A 17,285-nucleotide genomic window follows, 5' to 3' on the forward strand; every position below is an offset into this window, starting at 1 on the left:
ATAGTGAACCGTAGCTGGGTGTTTGTTCAGCGCAATTAGTAGCAGAGGACACACCCCAGAGTGTGAATGGATTCAACCCACCCCACACCCCTCAGTGTGAATGGGCCCGGTCAGTCCAAACAGGTAACACTCGGAGAGAAGATACCCACCCCACGTTTCCGTCGTAACTGGAGGTCGGTGGAGGGAACGCAGCCACGATCGAGGGGATCACACCCCCCACGTTTCCGTCGTTTCGTCACCCGGCAAAAGTCGAGTATTGGGAGTAGAAGACGATCTCGGATCACCCACCCCACGTTTCCGACGTATCGAGAGATACACTCGTGATCAGGGGTGTGGTCAGCGGCCGAAACGGGAGTTAGGCCAAGTCTTCCAACCGGCTGTCCCGGAGGACAGATTTCAACACGATACCGGTGTCCTGGACCAGCCGATGCTCGAGATAACTTCCTTCACCCCGGCCACCACCGGTCCGAGTTGATTCAACAACACCGAGGAACGCCTGCTCTTTCAACAGCTCATAGACGCGGTGCTCGCTGAGAGTCTTCGCATCGGCCTTCTCTGTCGTCGCTTGATACCGTTCGTAAATCCGGTTGGTAGAGAATCCATCCTCGTTCGGATTCTCTTCGGTGAGCAGCGCGAGCGAATAGAGGATGAATTTGACCTGGGTCGTCGACCCGCGTAGCAGCTCCTCGAACCGATCGATTTCAGCCCACTCCTGAGCATCACGAACGTGTTCCTCAACGACTGTGTCGACGTTTTCTCGTTCGGCTAGTTCGCCGGCGTGACGAAGAATTTCAATGGCCTTTCTGGCGTCACCGTGTTCTTGAGCGGCTAGTGCCGCCGTCAGCGGGATCACATCATCCGAGAGAACGCCATCATGGAACGCGTCCCGTCGGTGCTTCATAATCTCGCGCAGTTGATTCGCGTCGTAGGGTTGGAAGACGAACTCCTCCTCGCGAAGACTCGACTTGACGCGTTCGTTCAGCTGGTCGCGATACTCGATCTTGTTGCTGACGGCGATGACGCCCAGGTGGCAATCCGCTTTCCCCGATTCGCGAGCCCGCGAGAGCTGCATAAGAATATCATCGTCATCAAGTCGGTCCACCTCGTCGAGAATGATGATGACTGACTCGTAGGCAGTATCCAGAATCTCCCAGAGATAGTCGTAGTATTCACCGCTGCCAATCCCTGCGCGTGGAATATCGAGGTCAGTCTCGTCCGTCTCGTTGAGTGAACGAGTTACCGTCCTCGCGACGCGTGTCTGTGTGTTGTGCTGCGCGCAGTCGACGTAGACCGTGCCCACGGACACACCGTTCGACTCCGCGGCTCGGCGGGCTCGTTCTGTGACGTGGCGAGCAACTAGTGACTTCCCGGTTCCCGTTTTGCCGTAAATAATCACGTTGTTGGGCGGATCGCCACGAACGATTGGCCTGAGTTCAGCAGCCACGGCCTTGATCTCGCCATCTCGGCCAACGATACGTCCGCTTTCAGGGACGTGGCCAACCTTCAGCAGCTCCTTGCGAGCGAAAATGTTGGCTCGGTCGGGGTCGTCTTCATCAAAGTCAAAGAGGGGATCGTCAGCGGGATCCTCATATCGGCCGTCGAAGTCAGAGAGTTGGGACGGTTCCTCAGCCATCAATATCAGATATCGCGGATGGGACCTACTTAATGATTTGGCTACCCCGACCAGAGTGTAAATCGGGCTATGGTCGTCTTCTGATGTTTTGTCGCTGGCGTATCATCCTCACAAAGGGTCGAGTCGGTCCCGAGTGAAATCGGATTCGGAGCAAGCGTTACCGACGCAGATCGGCACCCCCAATCCAGAGTGAAAACGCCAGACTGGAGCGGGTTTGACACACCCCTGGTCAAGAGTGAATAGCCCTCCATCCGGGAGCAGCGTACTTGGTTGAGACGACACCCCCCGTCCAGAGTGTATCTCCCGAACCGGGTAATCAATCATTTCTATGAGAGAACACAACGGCGCTTGGCGTCTGACGCACGGCAGACACCCCTCGTCCAGAGTGAAAGCGCCGGTGTGACGAGCTGGAGTGGAGTGTGAACCTCGAGTGATGGTGACGAGCGTTTATCGGCACCCCCAGTCAAGAGTGAAGATGCAGGTCAGATCTCCAGCCGAAGCAAAGCAGGGTACAATCGGAACTGTCGGGATCGAGTATCTTGATTCCGATTGATGAGGGAGATCGGGAGATACCAATCTCGATTTCGGCTTCGATGCCGGTTCGCTGGTTGGCGAATAGTCAGAATAACGATTGTTCCTTCAACGTCTCATAATACGCGGACGATGGAATCGAACCCCCACACCCCTCGTCCAGAGTGAAACGCTACGAGAGTCCCTCGGTCGACCCGGCGGAAACCACACGACGAGTCGGTTGGGAAGTACCGAAATCACAAGACGTGAGACGCGTATCCCTTGAACAGCAGTCGGCACACAGTCGAAGCTCCTCTAAATATATCAGTTTACATAGTATTACCTAGAGGTTTTATTACTACCTACCTCCTACCACTCTCCAAGCGCATTTAGCACGAGGAAGAGGACGAAGGCGGCATTCGTCCGGGTGGTTTCGAACCGCTGCTCGTATTTGCTGTTCCATTTCTTCCGTGTTCTCCCGTCTGGGGCAGTCTTTCCGTGATTCTTGCTGATCTCCTCCCACGAGAACCCTCGTTTCCCGTGGCCCTCACCGCACTCTCCTGATTGGTTTTCACTCTGGACGAGGGGTGTGTGGGCGAGGTATCCTCTCCAGCTCCCTTCCGTGTCTCCACTCAGTATTAACCAACAACTCTCCCGATACCTCGATAGTGTTGGTTAACCTCTCTCAATCTCGGTGAAGGCGGCCAGATCCGTTTCCCGAGTTTCCGCGATCTCGCGTTGAATCTCCGTCCGATCCCAGCCAAGCGGTGCCAGCACACTCTCGACCGCTCTGACGAGTTGCGTCTCGTAGTACGACGCATCGTACGACTCTACCTCTTCGTGGGCCAACGCGACCCGCTCTCGCGAACTCTTCTCGTCGTTGACGACCACGTACTCGATGTCCTGTCCCGGGTGGATAGCGAGGTCCTGGTCCCGAGCCCGCTTCAGCGCCGCCACGTTCTGCGTGTTCTGCGTGTATCCTTCCAGCGGCTTGGAGACACGATTCCGTTCGACGAGCTGCTCGACCGGCACCGTCCCAGCGTGGAGGCGCTTGATTGCGTCCTGGAGACAGTCGAGTACGGTGTCCTGAGATTGAGTCGCATCGAGACGGTCGAGACAGTCCCGCTGGACATCCTCGATGAACGGCGGGGTCGAGCGCTGCCGGGCTTCGATGCCCCTGATCTTGAACTCGTCGTCGCCGGCGACCTTCCCGAAGTACTTCGTCAACGCGCCGGCGTCGCTCTCGCGCTGCGGCACGAACGCCACCCAGTCGTAGTGGGCTTCGTGTTCGAGCCGGATCTCGACCTCTTCCGTGATTGCCGTCGCGAGCGTCCCGAGGTCCTCGCGGTCATCGTCGTCGACGTCGGGGTCCGGCGTCACCCAGATGGAGTCAACGATGCCGTGGACGACGCGCCAGCCGCCAGCTTCCAGTCGCTGTTTCGCCGTCAACAGAATCTCGCGAGCGAACGCGTTGATTGCCTCGTGGCACTCGATGCGCCCGAACTTCGCGTTGCTGAACCCTTGATAGCCGAAGCAGGCGACGAGGATCCACTTCAGCGCTCCCGACCGTCCCTCGAGTTCCGCCAGCCGGTCCTCGTCGGGGTCGTCCAGATCCTTCTCGTGACGGATGGCCGCCTTGATCTCGTCGCGCGCGTCGATGATCGGCTGTAGCACGTCGACGAGGTAGCCCCGGTCGTCGCAGATCGAGTACCCGAGGCCGGGGACATCCTCCCGGTCGCTGTGGCAGTCACACCGGATGACATCCGGTGAGACGTTCCGGGTACAGATGATGTTCGGGTACAACGAGGAGAAGTCGAGTTCGTGAACGTTCTCGTGGAGGCCGACCTCGGGCGCGAAGATGAACCCGCCGCGGTCGGCGTCGTGGAGCGTCCCCATCGGCTTGTAGAACTCGTGGCGCCAGGAGTTCCACGGAACGAGGACACCGCGGTCGTGGGCTTCACAGATCTGGATCGCCGTGAGAACGTTCCCAATCGATGCCCACGCGAGCTCCTGGACGGGCTTGTTCGAGCGCGACACGAGGTCGAGGACGCCGTCGAGGTTCGTCTCTCCGTAGAAGAACGTGTTCGACTCGTCGATGATCGCCCGGCCGGGGACGTTGTACCGCGCCGGCGAGTGGCCGACGCGGCCGTAGCTCGAGTACGTCGACCGGCTCGCGAGCTGCTGATAATCGATGTCCGGCCACCGACTCAGCGAGAAGTCGTCGATGCCGGCGTCCGTCGCCATCTCGTACAGGGTCGGGACGATTTCGCTCGTCGAGCAGACCAGGACGTCCGGATCGTGTGCGTCGAGCGCCCCTTGGACGGCGGTCAGGAGATCCGTCGGCGAGCCGGTGACGGTGTCGCCGGCGACGGACAGTTCCTCGTAGACGTCGTTGCTCGTTTCGGTCACCGGAACACTGAGCCGGAGCGTCGACAGCTCGTCCGCCGGCGTCGGATCGGCGCCGGTCTCCAGGCAGTACCGGAACTCTCGCGAGAAGTCGACGTTGAAACAGGCGAGATCCCCGACTGGGTAGGCCGACAGCTGGCGCGCTTGCCGGGCGAGTTGAGTGACGCGATCGATGTGGGCAACGTCGACTGCGAGAACGGCCTCCTCGTCGCGTCGAAAGCCGGGGCGTCGCGCAACCAGTTCGGTCGCGACGACATCCGGGTGCTGGTCGTACACCGATTGGAGCGTCGTGAGGTCGATGTCGGACGCTGGGTCGCGAGCGGCGACGTAGAAGCGTGGGGTATAGTCATGGCGCTCGGTCGCGACGGCGCCGTCGGCGGTTGCCTCCCACTCGAGGATGCGGCCGTCGGCAAGGAAGTCGATGGTGAACGACATTTGTTATTCACCAATCCACTGGGCATCCGAATCCGATAAGCGACGGCGTGTCACTTCCGGGCTTCAGCAAACGGGCTCGAAAAGCGTCCTCAACGCCATATTCTAGCTTGTTGTCCGTCGTCGTCCGCTTCCGGAACGATTTCCGGAATCCGTTGGTCGACGTTAACCAACATATCCAGAGATACGCACCGAATGTTGGTTAAGACATAGCTACGCAACAGCTGCCGCGGATATGCTGTGAAAGCCGATTTTTTGACGAACCCCTTCGCTTCACTCTTGGCGACACACCCGCCACAATTGGACCACATACCGCTAGTCCCTGTCGTTAGACGCTATCAGATGATTCAGACGAACTCGAGGCGTTCCATTCGGCGACCCCGCCGTCGTAGAAGGAATCATCGCTTGGGAGATCATCCTTGAGTTCGGGTATGGCGGATGTCTGGTCAATCGATTCTCGGAGGAGTTTCAGGCGCATCGCTTCCTCACGACCGAGAATCGTTTTGACGGTATCGTAGTCGGTACGGCCGTCGTAGTAGGCATTGCTCAATCGCCGACGGAACGTTTCCTCGTTTGCGAGCTCGTCGAGTTTGTTTTCTAGAGCGTCGATGAGAAGCCGGGTTCGTGGGATATCGAGAACCTCAGCGACGGTATCGATGCGTTCGACGAGAGACTTCGGGGCGTCGAACTCGACCCGGGTTTTCTCTTCGGACATTGCTCTGCGTGCTGGGGCTACGCGCTCACCGATGCTCCATCCCCATCGATATCATTGACGAGCGGGTAGTCGATGTGCATCTCGATCCGGTCGAACGGGACGATGGGTTGCATTGCCCCGCCGGGGCCGCCTTCTTTCAGTTCAAGAACACCCAGCGTTTCCAAGTGCTTCAGATCCGAATGGACGTCGGACACATCACGGTCGACGAGGCGTGCGGCCTCCCGCATACTTTCGGGTGCGTGTTCGGCGATCGCCTGAATGAGTTCGAGACGGAGCGGGGTGAGGCTGTCGACGAGGTCGTCGTAGGTTCCGAACTGTAGTGTCGCCGCCCCGTCTTGGTCGTCGAGCGTGTCCGTCTCGGCGGCCTGGACGAACTGGAGTGCGTCCTCACGGACCTGTTCTCGGTCGCCAACGGTGATGTGGAGCGTGGTCATTTTTGAGTGTCGTGGTGGCGGGTGGTGTACGGTCAGTACGGCCGCGGCGGATCGCCGCCGACGGCCTCCCAGTACTCGTCTGCGCTCGCCCAGAAATCGACGAGTAGTTCCTCCATCCCGGGGAACGTGACGTCGTCGACGTCGCCGGCGGCGGTGTGGTGTTCGTGCCCCTTCGTATCTTCGTGGGCGTTATCGAACCGGACGAGCGTGAGGTCTTCGAGGGTGCCCAGATGGAGCGTGTACTTCCAGCCCGACGGGTAGGTCTCGGTCGCCTCAGTCGGCCGGAGTACGACGTTCTCGACGAGACCAGCTTCGACGTGTGTGTACTGGAAGACCGGCTCTTGGGCCATCCCTTACGTGTTGGGAAGACACCCAACACCATAAGACCAGCGGAGGTTCGTCGATACGTTACCGATCAACGGAACGGCGACTACCTGTGCTTCCGGTACAGAACTTTGGCCCCGAAAGAGTACTCCGCTCACGCCACTGGATCGAGTGATTTCATCGAGAAGTCAGATTTCGAGCAGTATCGCTCTGCTAGCCGCATCAAGGCTCGTGTCCGCCGGATATCCGCAACGTTGTGGCGTACGAGCGACTCAAAGTCCTCTTTTTCCCACGCGTGAACCGCTTCCTCGCTGTCTACGAACGGATCGAGTTCGGTTAATCCACTCCCGATGAGTTCCTCGTAGACGGCGGTCAAGGTGTCTCCCGACGTGTTGAACCGTGTCTCGAAAACGTCCATCGCGTCGATATACGGCAGTTCTGTGAACGGCCAGTCGATATCGTGGTAACAGAGCCGCGTACGGAGGAACGGGAGGTCGAACCCTCCGTTCCATCGTTCGCCATTGTACGCGACCAGCTTCACGTCCTGGTGAGTGAGTGTCGATTCGACGAACGCATCCATCTCGCTTAGCAAGGTTCGTTCAGTCTGCTGGACCGATATCGAGACTGAGCTCGCCAATTCTTCGTTGACCCGTGCTTCGAGATTTGACGGCGGTGCTCGCCCGTCCGTATTGAGGAAGATCCGGGAGCCAACGTCCGTGTCGAACCCGATGACAGTCAGCTGGTCGTCGACGTCAAAGCCAGTTGTCTCGATATCGAACGCAACCGTGTCGAGTCCCGTCATTCCGTGGCTCCATCCTGGTGATGCTCCCGCTCGTGGCTCGCTTCCCGTTGTTTGAGTGCCCGTTCGAGCTCCTGGAGGCGCTCTTCGTGGTCGTCGAGTCGAGCCTCCTGTTCGAGATCGATGCTGAGCAGCGCCGGCAGCAGCGGGTTCTGATGGTTCAACAGCCCGCTGGCGTCGGCGTGCTCGCGGGCGTATTCGAACAGCCGATCGAATCGCGGCTGGTCGCGACGCCGCAGTGCCCGGCGGAACTCTGACCAACGCTCTTCGATGGCCCGAAGCGCATCCCGGTAGGTTGGGTTCGTCCGCCCCATCGCTATCGGCCTCCGGTCCCGGTCGCCGTCCACGCATCGAGCAAGGGATCCGTGGTGGCCGCCACCGCCTCACCGTCAACGGTGACGCCTGTCCCGACACCCGCTGGGGTCGGCGACGACGGCGCCGGCGTCGCCGGTTCCACGCCGACCTGCGTGGCACGGGCCGCGAGCAGCTGCCGCCAGTACGCGAACGTCGTCTGGTAGTACGCGCCCTCGTCGACGGGATAAACGAGCGTCTCGAAGTCCTCGCCGACGACCCGTGGCCCCATCCGAGTTTGCTCGCACTCGAGGTGGTGGTCAGCGGCCGTCGCGACTGGCTCGGTGAACTCGTTTCGTTCGTTTCGCGTAACGAGCACCGGGATGTCGTACCCCTCGGCGTAGGTCGCCAACCGGGCGAGAGTTCGGGCCTGGAGGGTTTTCGCGTGGGTCTCGCCGAGGGTATCGTCGGCGCGGTACTGGGCGTCGACGGCCGGCGCGACGATGAGGGCGGGCGTGTGGGGCGACACTGTATCTGCTCTCTCTCTCGTGTGGAGACGCTCTGGTGGTGAGTCGACCGAGGCCTGAATCAGCGCATCAACCGCGTCGGGGAGGTCGGACACGGCTGCGTAGTGCTGGGCCGCTGTAAACCCCCGCGCAATGTGAATCCGATCCAGGAGCCGCCGGCTGGGGGCAAGCTGCGCCAGCGATGTCGTCGTTGCGTGGCCATTGGCGTCGATCCAGAGGGCAGGGCCCTCGTGCAAGAGTAGGTGGTCGAGCACCATTGACTGCAGGATAGGTACCCCTCGATCGCCGTCGATGTCCAGTAGTGTGATCCCATCTTCGAGCGAGGGCAGCAGCATCTTGTCAGTTGCGGGGTCGGCCCAGTTCGCTAGCTTCTCGTTTCGGTCTGTCCCCCACGTCGGCTGCTCGACAGCCAGTGAGTTCGAATCCAGAACCGGTGGCATACTCGATTCAACGGTGCCTACCCCCAAATGCCGTGCAGGGTAGTTTCCGGAGTTCTGGGGACGCGAGATTCGGTCGACTTTCGCCCGAAGGCCCGAAGCTGACACCTTGCGATTCGCGTTTCCGGGAAGATTCCGGAATACTCGTCCACCAAAGATTAACCAACAAATGCGGGCACTGCTCGTTCTGTTGTTAAGAAACCGATCTAGTTGTCCCTCGGGGCCTGAATTTTGGCGGAAATGCGATTTCTGCCCTTCAGTTAGATGTCAGCCGACATCACAACCCTGTATTCACGGCCCCGGCTGGCACCCCTTGCTTCAACAAAATTGCACTGGGCCATCTTCGACAGAGTCGCGGACGGTCCGTTGCGTTCGGGAATCGTCCACTTCCTCAGTACACTTCTGGTGAATCTCGGCGAGACTCAGGGTCTCCGGTGGTTAGGAGTGTCGTACACCACTCACTGGTGTGGCGAAAGTGCGTCAAGGCTCTTCTGCCAAATCTCGGTTCTGTGATGCACCTTCTGATACTGGTATTGCTGACCCTCTCCCTATATTAAAAAATATTAACAAGGAGAAGTACCACTGTGACGTATATGGCGTGGGAGGTGACTCGAACAGTCCGGGTGCGACTCGACGTACCTGACGACCGCACGAATGACCTCCACGCCACTAACAGCAAATTCCAGTACTGTGCCAATCGCACGGCAGAGTGGGCGTGGCGCTACCCCGAGGACGACTGTGTGACCAGCAAGAGTGAAGCCGAAGCCGCCATCTACGACGATCTACGGGAAGAAACCGACTATCTGCACGCAAACCTCGTCCAGAAAGCGATCAAACGCGCCACCGACGATATTGGCAACTGTGTAGACAGGCTCACTGAGGGTGAAAACACCAGCAGGCCGGAATACGATACGTTCAGTATCGTCTACGACAAGCGAGCCGCCACCTACTACCGCGACAAGGTGAGTCTCGCTACTGTCAACGGGAGAGTCGAATGCGAGTACGAGCTGCCCTACGACGTTGAAGCGACGCCCCACGGCGAGTATCTGCTGAACGACGACTACTCGTTCAGTACAAGTACCGTTCACTACGATAGTGAAGCCGACGAGTTCTACCTGCACGCGGCAATGAAACGAGAAATCGATGCGAGCAGTCCTGAGAAAGCTGAGCATTCGAAAGTGCTTGGCGTGGACTGTAACGTTGACGACCACATTGCCGTGACCTCAACAGGTCAGTTCGTCGGCAATGCAGACTATCTCAACCACAAGCGCCGCGAGTTCGAAAAGCGGCGTGCCAACCTGCAACAGACGGGGACGCGAAGCGCCCACCTGACCTTCCAGCAGATCGGTGACAGATTCGGACGCTGGAGTGAAGATTATCTGCATCGGTGCTCGAACGAACTTGTCGAAGAAGCCCGCCACCACGGCTGTACACATATCGCGTTCGAGGACTTGGAGCAAATCCGTGACCGGATCAGCGACGGCAAGAAGTTCCAGCAGTGGGCATTTCGCGAGTTACAGCGACAGGTTGCCTACAAAGCCGAGGAAGATGGCATTATCGTGGACACGGTGGAACCACAGTACACGAGCCAGCAATGCTCGACGTGTGGCTGTACCTTAGAGGAAAACCGCGACGGGCAACACTTCGAGTGTTTGGACTGTTCGTACACGGTAAACGCTGACTACAACGCGGCGAAGAACGTGGCGCGGAAACTCGTACTTAAACTCCAGCGAGGGCAGAAGTCTCCCGCTGGAGGGGCGTTCTGTCAGTACGCCCTGAAGTCGGGGATTATGACCGTGAACGCGACTGACGTGGCGTCCGACACGCCTGTGTCGGCAGAACGAGAGTCCACCGACAAGCCAACGGCTTAGCCGTTGGTAGCTGACAGACGGCGCCGTAGTGCTGGTAGACGGTAAATCCGCGTGCGACGTGGATTCGGTTGAGCAACCGTTGGCTGGGGGCGATCTGGGCGAGTGTCGTCGTCGTCGTGTGGCCGGTTGCGTCGACCCAGAAGGCGGGTCCTTCGTGCAGGAGGAGATGGTCGAGCACGAGCGACTGCAGGATCGGGACGCCGCGGCCTCCCTCGACGTCGAGCAACGTGATACCATCGTCGAGTGACGGCAGCAGCATCGCTTCTGTGGCTGGGTCGGCTTGCTCTGCCAAGCCCAGATTGCGGTCTGCGCCCCGTGTCGGCTTGTCGGCCGCCATTCGGTTCGATGGTGGGTGATCGCCCATACTCGATAACTCGTCACGCCCTCAATAAGCGACGGCGCGGCGCTTCCGGACTTCCAGAAAGGGGGGAGATAGAAGCAGAGCCTGGCTCAGTACCTGTCTTTTCTGAACCAATCGACCGTTTCCGAGATCGTTTCCTGAACCGCTATCGGTTCGTGTGACCCCATTTAACCAACATACCGTACTCTATCGGGTCCGATGTTGGTTAAGATCTGAATCACTTACGGAGATACTCTTGGCGTAATTGGGCCACATACTGTGCATCCCAGCCTTTGGTTTTAACCGGAATTAGGCGCTAAGTCCCTTTCCTCAAGGAGCAACGCAGGGAGCGAAGCGACCGAGTAGCGCAGTAGGGAGGGGATACAGCGCCGCACGATTCTCAAACACGTTCACCGCTCGGCCCACGGGCCGCCCCACCTTTATGTTTATCTAAAGTCTATACATCGTTGATGGATAGGTTTGAAATCGAAGGAGAAGAAGTCCTCGACGGAACCGCGAAACCTTCGGGGAACAGTGCCCACGTCATCGTCCCGAAACGCTGGCGCGGGGCCGACGTGAAAGTCGTCCACGTCTCCGAACCCAACCCAGACGAATAGTCCATGCACTACAACTACAAGTATCGACTCACCCCGCCAGAAGCCCTCGAAGAGGAGCTTCTGTACCACGTCGATACTTGTAGGCAACTCTACAACCACGTCCTCCACCTGCTCAACGAGGCAGACAATATTCCCGCCCGCTACGAGGTTCAGGGGCGACTCCCCGACCTCAAATCGTGGTGGAACGACCTCGGAGATGTCCACTCGAAAGTTCTCCAGATGGTTGTCAAGCGCGTCTACGACAACCTCTCTACGCTCAAAGCACAGAAGGAGAATGGACACACCGTGGGAATGCTCAAGTGGAAACCACCTCGGGAGTATCGGTCGCTCACCTACAACCAGTCCGGCTTTGAACTCAAGAATACGAGTGGTCGGCCCACGTTGTGGTTGAGCAAGATCGGCGAGATTCCGATTCGTCTCCACCGAGACATCCCCGAGAACGCGACCATCAAACAGGTCGCGGTCAAACGCGAACCCACGGGCGAGTGGTATGCCACGTTCGGCATCGACGTGGACGAGGATACACCAGAGAAGCCGCAGAATCCCGAGCGGGTCGTCGGCATCGACGTGGGAATCCTCAAGTACGCACACGACACCGACGGGTATGCCATCGAGAGTCCCAATTTCAGCGAGGAGCGTGAGCGACTCGAACGCGCACAACGCGACCTCACGCGGAAGGAACACGGCTCTACAAATTGGGAGAAACAACGGCAGATCGTGGCCGAATGCCACGCAGACCTCAAGCGGAAGCGTCGGGACTTCCTTCACAAGTTGTCGAACTACTACGCCCGCGAGTACGACCTCGTGGCGGTCGAGGACTTGGACGCGAAGGGCTTGATCGAACTGCCGGGCAACTCACGCAACCGGGCAGGAGCGGCGTGGGGGACGTTTCTCCGGATGCTCGAATACAAGTGCGAGCGCAAGGAGACGCACTTTGTTGTAGTTGACCCGAAAAATACGACGAAAGAGTGCGCGTCCTGCGGTGTCAAGACGGAGAAGCCGCTGTGGGTGCGCGAACACTCGTGTCCGTCGTGTGGGTTCGAGGCGGACAGGGACGCGAATGCGGCGTGGAACATCCGTTCTCGCGGTCTCGAAGACATAGGAGTGGGATACTCCGAATCAACGCCTGTGGAGACTGCGCTCCCTACGGACACCAATTTGGTGTCTGCAAAGCGCGTCGTGGAAACAGGAAGCCCCACCCTCAAGGAGCGAACCGCGTCAGCGGTGAGCGAGTAGGGTGGGGTAGTTCACCGTAGTAGCTGAGCGCAGCATTGACGTATTCGACGGGCAGAATTTCATGAGTTACAAGCGTACAGAGGATGTGTGGTGTCGTGAAGAGCGTGTTCCGGTCATCAAGAGCGAGATTGATGAAGAGGTAGTTGGTCGTATTGAATTCGTCCGTGATGAAGAGGTCTGCCTCCAACTCGTTGGCCAGCCAGACACCTTCGGCCTCTCCCTGATCAAGCCCATAGTTGATCGGCTCGTCAGCTCGGTCGTCGACGTCGTGTGTCGTTATATGATGGGCAGCCTGGAGGACGAGATCGGCGGCGGCAGCTAGAAGGTCATCATCCCCCGTGGCACCGGTTATCTCGCCGAGAACACTCGCTGGTATGTGGACGTCGTACCCCGTGAGGAGTGCTTTGAGCGGATCCCCGCCAGAGGGAGCCTTCGGCCGCCCGTCAACGACCGGCGTGGCGAGATTCAACAGGACGTTCGTATCGACGACGGCAACGGCACGCTCCGACATCGTCAGGCACGCGACTCGTCATCAGAATCAGCCGAATTTGACTCCGTCCATTCGGAAATCTCGCCGTCGTAGAAGGCATCGTCACTCGGGAGCCCATCCTTGAGTGTGGGTATGGCGGGCGTCCGGTCGATCGACTCTCGGAGGAGTTTCAATCGCATCGCCTCTTCACGGCCAAGAATTGCTTCGACGGTGTCATAATCGACCTGGCCGTCGTAGTAGGCGTCGCTCAGTCGCCGGCGAAACTCTTCGTCGTTCGCGAGCTCTTCGAGTTCGTCCTCAAGTGCGTCGATGAGGAGACGGGTACGAGAGATATCGAGAATTTCAACAACACTATCGGCGCGCTCGACGAGCGACTTCGGGGCGTTGAAATCGACACGGGCTTTCTCCTCAGCCATCACTTCATGTGTAGAATCTACACATACTTAGTTTCCTCGCTGTTCAAGCGACCGGATCGAGTGTGGCTGATGATCTCTCTAGATATGATATTCTAGAATATGATTATTCAGAATATTTTTGTCTGCCCACTAATTCAGCGCCATGACAGACTTCTTGACTTCCTCCTCGCCCTGAAGGGCGAGGATTCCTCCGGTGGGATGTTGGCTATGCCGTACCCACGGTGGCAACTTTCCCGTCGCCGGTACTCTGGTTTGTGCGCTCCTCGTTGGGACTTTCCCTTTCAGGGGAGTGTGGTATCTCCGACCAGTTTTGGTCGTCCCACTTGAGACGCACGGGCCGAGCCATCGACCCGACTTCGAGTTCGCAAGTCTGCTGTTCGAGGAATGTCCGAGACGCACACAGATCGGCGTGCGCTTCGTGGCCGCATGGACACCGGAACACGTCGCCGTCGCGATCGGTCTCCTCTTGCTCGCCACACATCGGGCACGTTCGGGTTGTGTCGGCTTCTGACTCTACCTCAATACTGATGCCGTATTCCTCGGCCGTGTACGAGAGGCGCTCGATGAACGTCCGGAACGCCCAGAACTGGTGCGTCTTTGCGTTCACTTCAGCACACCAGTGCGTCGAGAGGACATCCGTAAGATCTCCCACGTACACCGTCTCGACACCGTCGGCGTAGAGCCGTTCCATTAGGTCCCGGGCTAGTGCCTCCTGTGCGTGATCGCGCCGTCGTGTCCGTTTCAGATACAACCGCCGAATTCGGTTGCTACTGTATCGTCCCTCACGGAGCTTCGACTGTAATCGGGCAATTTCGTTGGTCGTCTCGCGGAAGCGATCGAACAGGTCCCGACCTTTGTAGAGGTACTGCTGGCCAGTCGTTGTGGTACAGGCGATGAGATTGTTTGCGCCCACGTCCAGTGCGGCTTCTTCCGAAGCCAGTGGTGAATCCTGTTGTGAATCAGGTACGGTAACAGGTTGAAAGGCCCTGAACGTGTCGTCTATCTTTTTTCAAGGCGAGAATCCCGCCGTTCACGGCGGGCGTGAAGCCGACAACTGCCTCACGTTCTACCGTCGGTTGCAGACCGAATACCACATGACTGCGAACCTTTATTGGAATTGGGTGTATAAAAATTGACACGGCCAAATGAGGTACAACCTCGAAAAAGGGTCGCACACGGTCTACGCGCTCCAATATCACTTTGTGACCGTCACAAAGTACCGCGCGGACATCCTCACCGACGAGATAGCCGAACGCATCGGTGAGATTGCCAGCGACATCTCCGAGGACTTTGGCGTGAGTATCCAGAACGTCAACGGCGGTTCCGACCACGTTCATATCCTGTTCACGGCGAAGCCAACGACCGACCTCACCAAGTTCATCAACTCGCTCAAGGGCGTCACGTCCCGCAAAATCCGTGACGAAAACCCCGAGGTTCGGCAGGCGCTCGACAAGGCGTTCTGGCAACCAGGGTACTTCCTCGCCACCACCGGCCAAGTGAGCATCGACGTACTCATGAACTACGTGGAGGAACAGTAGCGATGTCCACGACCGTCACGAAGACGTTGCAGGCGACGTTCGCGCCACCCACCGCGCACAAGCAGTCGAAACTCAACGACCTGCTCGAAACCTACCGTGACGGTCTGCAAGAGGCGTTCGACTCCGGGGCAAGTACCATGTCGGCGGTGAGCGACATCGTGACGCCCTACGACCTGCCGTATCAGGCGAAGGCTGCCCTCTGCAACTACGTCCCGAAACTCCACAAGACGTACAACGCCAAGGAGTTGGACGACAGCCACCCGATACGGCTCACGAATCAGGCTGCAAAGTTCGACCACTCCGACGAACGCGACTACGAGTTCACGTGGTGGGTTCCCCGTCCCGGCCGGGGAACGAACTTCTGGATACCGCTCCGTATCAACCCCGAACAGGAAGACCTCTGGCACGACCTCGTATCGGAGGACGCGAAGGCGGGCGAGATACGGCTTCAACAGCATCGGAAGAACTGGGTACTGCACGTCACCGTCGAGTACCCGGTCGAAGAACCAGCGACGGACGGTGACGCCACACACATCGGCTTAGACATCGGAGAAACCGCCCTCATCACGGGCTGTGCCCTCAAGGATGGTTCTCCGACTGACCCGTTCGTGTGTAGCGGAAGCAGAGCGAAGCATCTCCGTAAAGAGATGTACACCACCCTGAAACGACTCCAAGAGCGTGACGCATCCGAATGGCGTACCGACGAACGGTTCGACCACTACCAGAACGCGCTCACCGACATCGTGGAGAAGGCGTCTCGGGAAGCCGTCGAGTACGCCCAAAAGTTCGAGAACCCGGTGTTGGTGATGGAGGATTTGACGTACATCCGCGAACGACTCGACTGCGGGAAGTACATGAACCGCCGGCTTCACTCGTGGGCGTTTGCCCGACTGCAAGGGCGAATCGAGGACAAGGCGACGGAAGCAGGTATCCCGGTCGAGTACGTGAATCCGGCGTACACCTCGCAGACATGCCACTTGTGCCACCGTATCGGTCGTCGGGACTCTCAAGCCGAGTTCCGGTGTCCGCACGACGACTGCCACGTTTCGACGTTTCAGGCCGACATCAACGCTTCCGCGAATATCGCACGACGGGTTGACCCGTGGGGAGAGAGCGTCCCGCTTGACAAGGCGGAACGCGATGACTCGCCTCGGGATGGGAGCGGTAGTGACACCGCCACGACTCACCGTGAGAAGAGCGTACCAGCGCAGATGACGCTCACGGCGTTCCAAGAGCCGAAACCCTCTACCAGCGACGACTGACTGGTATTCCCCATGCGTGGGAAGCCTCGCCGTTTACGGCGAGGAGGATGTCACTAGGAAACAGTGTGACAACTCTGGTGGTGAACCGGCCAAATTACGAAACCGGCGACGCAGCTGCTGAATCAACGAGTGAGTACTCGCGATCTCGACTCGTGCCTTCTGCTTCGAGGAGGTTGTACTGTGCCATTTTCGAAAGGTAGGTCCGGACGGTGCGCTTCGTCCGCGGATCGTCGACCGCCTCAGTATAGTGGTCGTGGATCTCGCTGGGTCCAAGCGGGCCGTGGTCGCGAACAATATCGTAGACGACCCGCTGGTGTGGCGTGAGCGAGTCGAGACTCTTCTGCTTGATTTGGGCCCGAGCATCTTCAGCAGCGTCTAGAAGGATGTCGTTAGTGACCTCCTCGTGATTTTCGCGGTCAGCCGTGCTGGCTGCGCTGCGAAGCATCCCGATCGCGAGACGGGCATCACCAGCAGCGGCATCCGCGATCTGATACAACTGGTCGTCGGCGATGACACCGTTCTCAAGCCCCCACTTTGCTCGCGCACTCAGAATGTCGTAGAGTTGCTCGTTGTGGTACTTGTCCATCCGCACGTGCTCGCTGGAGCGCAGCCGACTCACGAGGCGATCGTCGACGCGGCTAAACAGCTCTTCTTCTTTGTTCGCGATACAGATCACCGCGAACTGCTCCATACTGTGGAGGTCGTAGATGACGCTTGGATCTTCGAGCTGGTCGACCTCGTCGAGGATGACGACGGTTCGCGGGCCGTCGTACTGTTGGAGCCGGTCGATAAGCTCGTCGTGGGGTGTCGACTGGCGATGGATGTCTATCGTTGCCCCGATGTCGTCGAGGATCTGGTACAGCGTTCGGAAGCGGCTGTAGTTTCGCCAGCAATTCACGTAGGTGGCCTCGACGTCGAGCACTTCCTCGCGGAGCCGCTCGGTAACGAACTTCGAGACACAGGTTTTACCGACACCGCTCGGGCCGGTGACGATAGCTGTGTCGGCT

General features: G+C 58.8%; 16 protein-coding genes and 2 pseudogenes. 5 read left to right on the forward strand and 13 right to left on the reverse strand.

Annotated elements, in window-relative coordinates; translation table 11 throughout:
- Positions 1-355 precede the first annotated feature (355 nt).
- From ACFQMF_RS15450 to ACFQMF_RS15485, 8 genes are all read right to left on the reverse strand, one after another.
- On the reverse strand, positions 356-1,633 hold the full coding sequence (locus ACFQMF_RS15450) for a Cdc6/Cdc18 family protein (RefSeq protein WP_236035664.1): 1,278 nt from the start codon (positions 1,631-1,633) through the stop codon (positions 356-358).
- Between the two features lie 1,185 nt (positions 1,634-2,818).
- Positions 2,819-4,984: a type B DNA-directed DNA polymerase gene (locus tag ACFQMF_RS15455; protein ID WP_256409707.1), complete on the reverse strand. Its 2,166-nt coding sequence runs from the start codon at positions 4,982-4,984 to the stop codon at positions 2,819-2,821.
- A gap of 325 nt (positions 4,985-5,309) precedes the next feature.
- Positions 5,310-5,696 (reverse strand): hypothetical protein, encoded by a 387-nt coding sequence (locus ACFQMF_RS15460; RefSeq protein WP_256409708.1) that lies wholly within the window; start codon positions 5,694-5,696, stop codon positions 5,310-5,312.
- A gap of 17 nt (positions 5,697-5,713) precedes the next feature.
- On the reverse strand, positions 5,714-6,130 hold the full coding sequence (locus ACFQMF_RS15465) for an HVO_A0114 family putative DNA-binding protein (RefSeq protein ID WP_256409709.1): 417 nt from the start codon (positions 6,128-6,130) through the stop codon (positions 5,714-5,716).
- A 32-nt stretch (positions 6,131-6,162) separates the two neighbouring features.
- Positions 6,163-6,480 (reverse strand): toxin-antitoxin system TumE family protein, encoded by a 318-nt coding sequence (locus ACFQMF_RS15470; RefSeq protein WP_256409710.1) that lies wholly within the window; start codon positions 6,478-6,480, stop codon positions 6,163-6,165.
- A 128-nt stretch (positions 6,481-6,608) separates the two neighbouring features.
- Positions 6,609-7,256: a ribonuclease H-like domain-containing protein gene (locus ACFQMF_RS15475; RefSeq protein ID WP_256409711.1), complete on the reverse strand. Its 648-nt coding sequence runs from the start codon at positions 7,254-7,256 to the stop codon at positions 6,609-6,611.
- Positions 7,253-7,567, reverse strand: coding sequence for a DUF8156 family protein (locus ACFQMF_RS15480; RefSeq protein ID WP_256409712.1), 315 nt, complete (start codon positions 7,565-7,567; stop codon positions 7,253-7,255). Before ACFQMF_RS15480 ends, ACFQMF_RS15475 begins: the two co-directional genes overlap by 4 nt.
- Positions 7,568-7,569: 2 nt before the next feature.
- Positions 7,570-8,406 (reverse strand): P-loop NTPase family protein, encoded by an 837-nt coding sequence (locus tag ACFQMF_RS15485; protein ID WP_256409839.1) that lies wholly within the window; start codon positions 8,404-8,406, stop codon positions 7,570-7,572.
- Between the two features lie 695 nt (positions 8,407-9,101).
- Here ACFQMF_RS15485 and ACFQMF_RS15490 point away from each other — a divergent pair.
- Positions 9,102-10,379: an RNA-guided endonuclease InsQ/TnpB family protein gene (locus tag ACFQMF_RS15490; protein ID WP_256409713.1), complete on the forward strand. Its 1,278-nt coding sequence runs from the start codon at positions 9,102-9,104 to the stop codon at positions 10,377-10,379.
- Here the strand turns inward: ACFQMF_RS15490 and ACFQMF_RS15495 are convergent.
- Positions 10,378-10,743: pseudogene (locus ACFQMF_RS15495) on the reverse strand (hypothetical protein); the annotation flags it as partial. The gene ACFQMF_RS15490 and the pseudogene ACFQMF_RS15495 overlap by 2 nt on opposite strands.
- 446 nt (positions 10,744-11,189) lie before the next feature.
- Here ACFQMF_RS15495 and ACFQMF_RS15500 point away from each other — a divergent pair.
- Together ACFQMF_RS15500 and ACFQMF_RS15505 are read left to right on the forward strand one after the other, a co-directional pair.
- Complete coding sequence (locus ACFQMF_RS15500; protein WP_379792290.1) at positions 11,190-11,336, forward strand: DUF2080 family transposase-associated protein; 147 nt, start codon at positions 11,190-11,192, stop codon at positions 11,334-11,336.
- 3 nt (positions 11,337-11,339) lie between these two features.
- On the forward strand, positions 11,340-12,572 hold the full coding sequence (locus ACFQMF_RS15505) for an RNA-guided endonuclease InsQ/TnpB family protein (protein ID WP_256409716.1): 1,233 nt from the start codon (positions 11,340-11,342) through the stop codon (positions 12,570-12,572).
- On the opposite strand, the gene ACFQMF_RS15510 is transcribed toward ACFQMF_RS15505, so the two are convergent.
- The 3 genes and pseudogenes from ACFQMF_RS15510 to ACFQMF_RS15520 form a co-directional block, all read right to left on the reverse strand.
- Positions 12,538-13,083 (reverse strand): hypothetical protein, encoded by a 546-nt coding sequence (locus tag ACFQMF_RS15510; protein WP_256409717.1) that lies wholly within the window; start codon positions 13,081-13,083, stop codon positions 12,538-12,540. The two genes, ACFQMF_RS15505 and ACFQMF_RS15510, sit on opposite strands and share 35 nt — an antisense overlap.
- 2 nt (positions 13,084-13,085) lie before the next feature.
- Entirely contained in the window at positions 13,086-13,478 is a 393-nt protein-coding gene (locus ACFQMF_RS15515) for a hypothetical protein (RefSeq protein ID WP_256409718.1), read from the reverse strand.
- A gap of 205 nt (positions 13,479-13,683) precedes the next feature.
- Positions 13,684-14,484, reverse strand: a pseudogene (locus ACFQMF_RS15520) (RNA-guided endonuclease InsQ/TnpB family protein); the annotation flags it as partial.
- A gap of 139 nt (positions 14,485-14,623) precedes the next feature.
- Here ACFQMF_RS15520 and tnpA point away from each other — a divergent pair.
- Positions 14,624-15,016, forward strand: a complete 393-nt coding sequence (tnpA, locus tag ACFQMF_RS15525) for an IS200/IS605 family transposase (protein WP_256409719.1) — start codon at positions 14,624-14,626, stop codon at positions 15,014-15,016.
- A 2-nt stretch (positions 15,017-15,018) separates the two neighbouring features.
- Positions 15,019-16,278: a transposase gene (locus ACFQMF_RS15530; RefSeq protein WP_256409720.1), complete on the forward strand. Its 1,260-nt coding sequence runs from the start codon at positions 15,019-15,021 to the stop codon at positions 16,276-16,278.
- 94 nt (positions 16,279-16,372) lie between these two features.
- Here the strand turns inward: ACFQMF_RS15530 and ACFQMF_RS15535 are convergent.
- A partial coding sequence (locus tag ACFQMF_RS15535; RefSeq protein WP_379792293.1) for a Cdc6/Cdc18 family protein occupies positions 16,373-17,285 on the reverse strand: 913 nt, incomplete at its 5' end.

The sequence above is a fragment of the Halorubrum rutilum genome, assembly GCF_042665015.1.
GTDB classification, from domain to species: domain Archaea; phylum Halobacteriota; class Halobacteria; order Halobacteriales; family Haloferacaceae; genus Halorubrum; species Halorubrum rutilum.

What these genes read in the sequence shown, in the direction of transcription:
- ACFQMF_RS15450 (WP_236035664.1), bottom strand. Translation starts at nt 1,633, where the DNA reads ATGGCTGAGGAACCGTCCCAACTCTCTGACTTCGACGGCCGATATGAG.
- ACFQMF_RS15455 (WP_256409707.1), bottom strand. Translation starts at nt 4,984, where the DNA reads ATGTCGTTCACCATCGACTTCCTTGCCGACGGCCGCATCCTCGAGTGG.
- ACFQMF_RS15460 (WP_256409708.1), bottom strand. Translation starts at nt 5,696, where the DNA reads ATGTCCGAAGAGAAAACCCGGGTCGAGTTCGACGCCCCGAAGTCTCTC.
- ACFQMF_RS15465 (WP_256409709.1), bottom strand. Translation starts at nt 6,130, where the DNA reads ATGACCACGCTCCACATCACCGTTGGCGACCGAGAACAGGTCCGTGAG.
- ACFQMF_RS15470 (WP_256409710.1), bottom strand. Translation starts at nt 6,480, where the DNA reads ATGGCCCAAGAGCCGGTCTTCCAGTACACACACGTCGAAGCTGGTCTC.
- ACFQMF_RS15475 (WP_256409711.1), bottom strand. Translation starts at nt 7,256, where the DNA reads ATGACGGGACTCGACACGGTTGCGTTCGATATCGAGACAACTGGCTTT.
- ACFQMF_RS15480 (WP_256409712.1), bottom strand. Translation starts at nt 7,567, where the DNA reads ATGGGGCGGACGAACCCAACCTACCGGGATGCGCTTCGGGCCATCGAA.
- ACFQMF_RS15485 (WP_256409839.1), bottom strand. Translation starts at nt 8,406, where the DNA reads ATGCTGCTGCCCTCGCTCGAAGATGGGATCACACTACTGGACATCGAC.
- ACFQMF_RS15490 (WP_256409713.1), top strand. Translation starts at nt 9,102, where the DNA reads ATGGCGTGGGAGGTGACTCGAACAGTCCGGGTGCGACTCGACGTACCT.
- ACFQMF_RS15500 (WP_379792290.1), top strand. Translation starts at nt 11,190, where the DNA reads ATGGATAGGTTTGAAATCGAAGGAGAAGAAGTCCTCGACGGAACCGCG.
- ACFQMF_RS15505 (WP_256409716.1), top strand. Translation starts at nt 11,340, where the DNA reads ATGCACTACAACTACAAGTATCGACTCACCCCGCCAGAAGCCCTCGAA.
- ACFQMF_RS15510 (WP_256409717.1), bottom strand. Translation starts at nt 13,083, where the DNA reads ATGTCGGAGCGTGCCGTTGCCGTCGTCGATACGAACGTCCTGTTGAAT.
- ACFQMF_RS15515 (WP_256409718.1), bottom strand. Translation starts at nt 13,478, where the DNA reads ATGGCTGAGGAGAAAGCCCGTGTCGATTTCAACGCCCCGAAGTCGCTC.
- tnpA (WP_256409719.1), top strand. Translation starts at nt 14,624, where the DNA reads ATGAGGTACAACCTCGAAAAAGGGTCGCACACGGTCTACGCGCTCCAA.
- ACFQMF_RS15530 (WP_256409720.1), top strand. Translation starts at nt 15,019, where the DNA reads ATGTCCACGACCGTCACGAAGACGTTGCAGGCGACGTTCGCGCCACCC.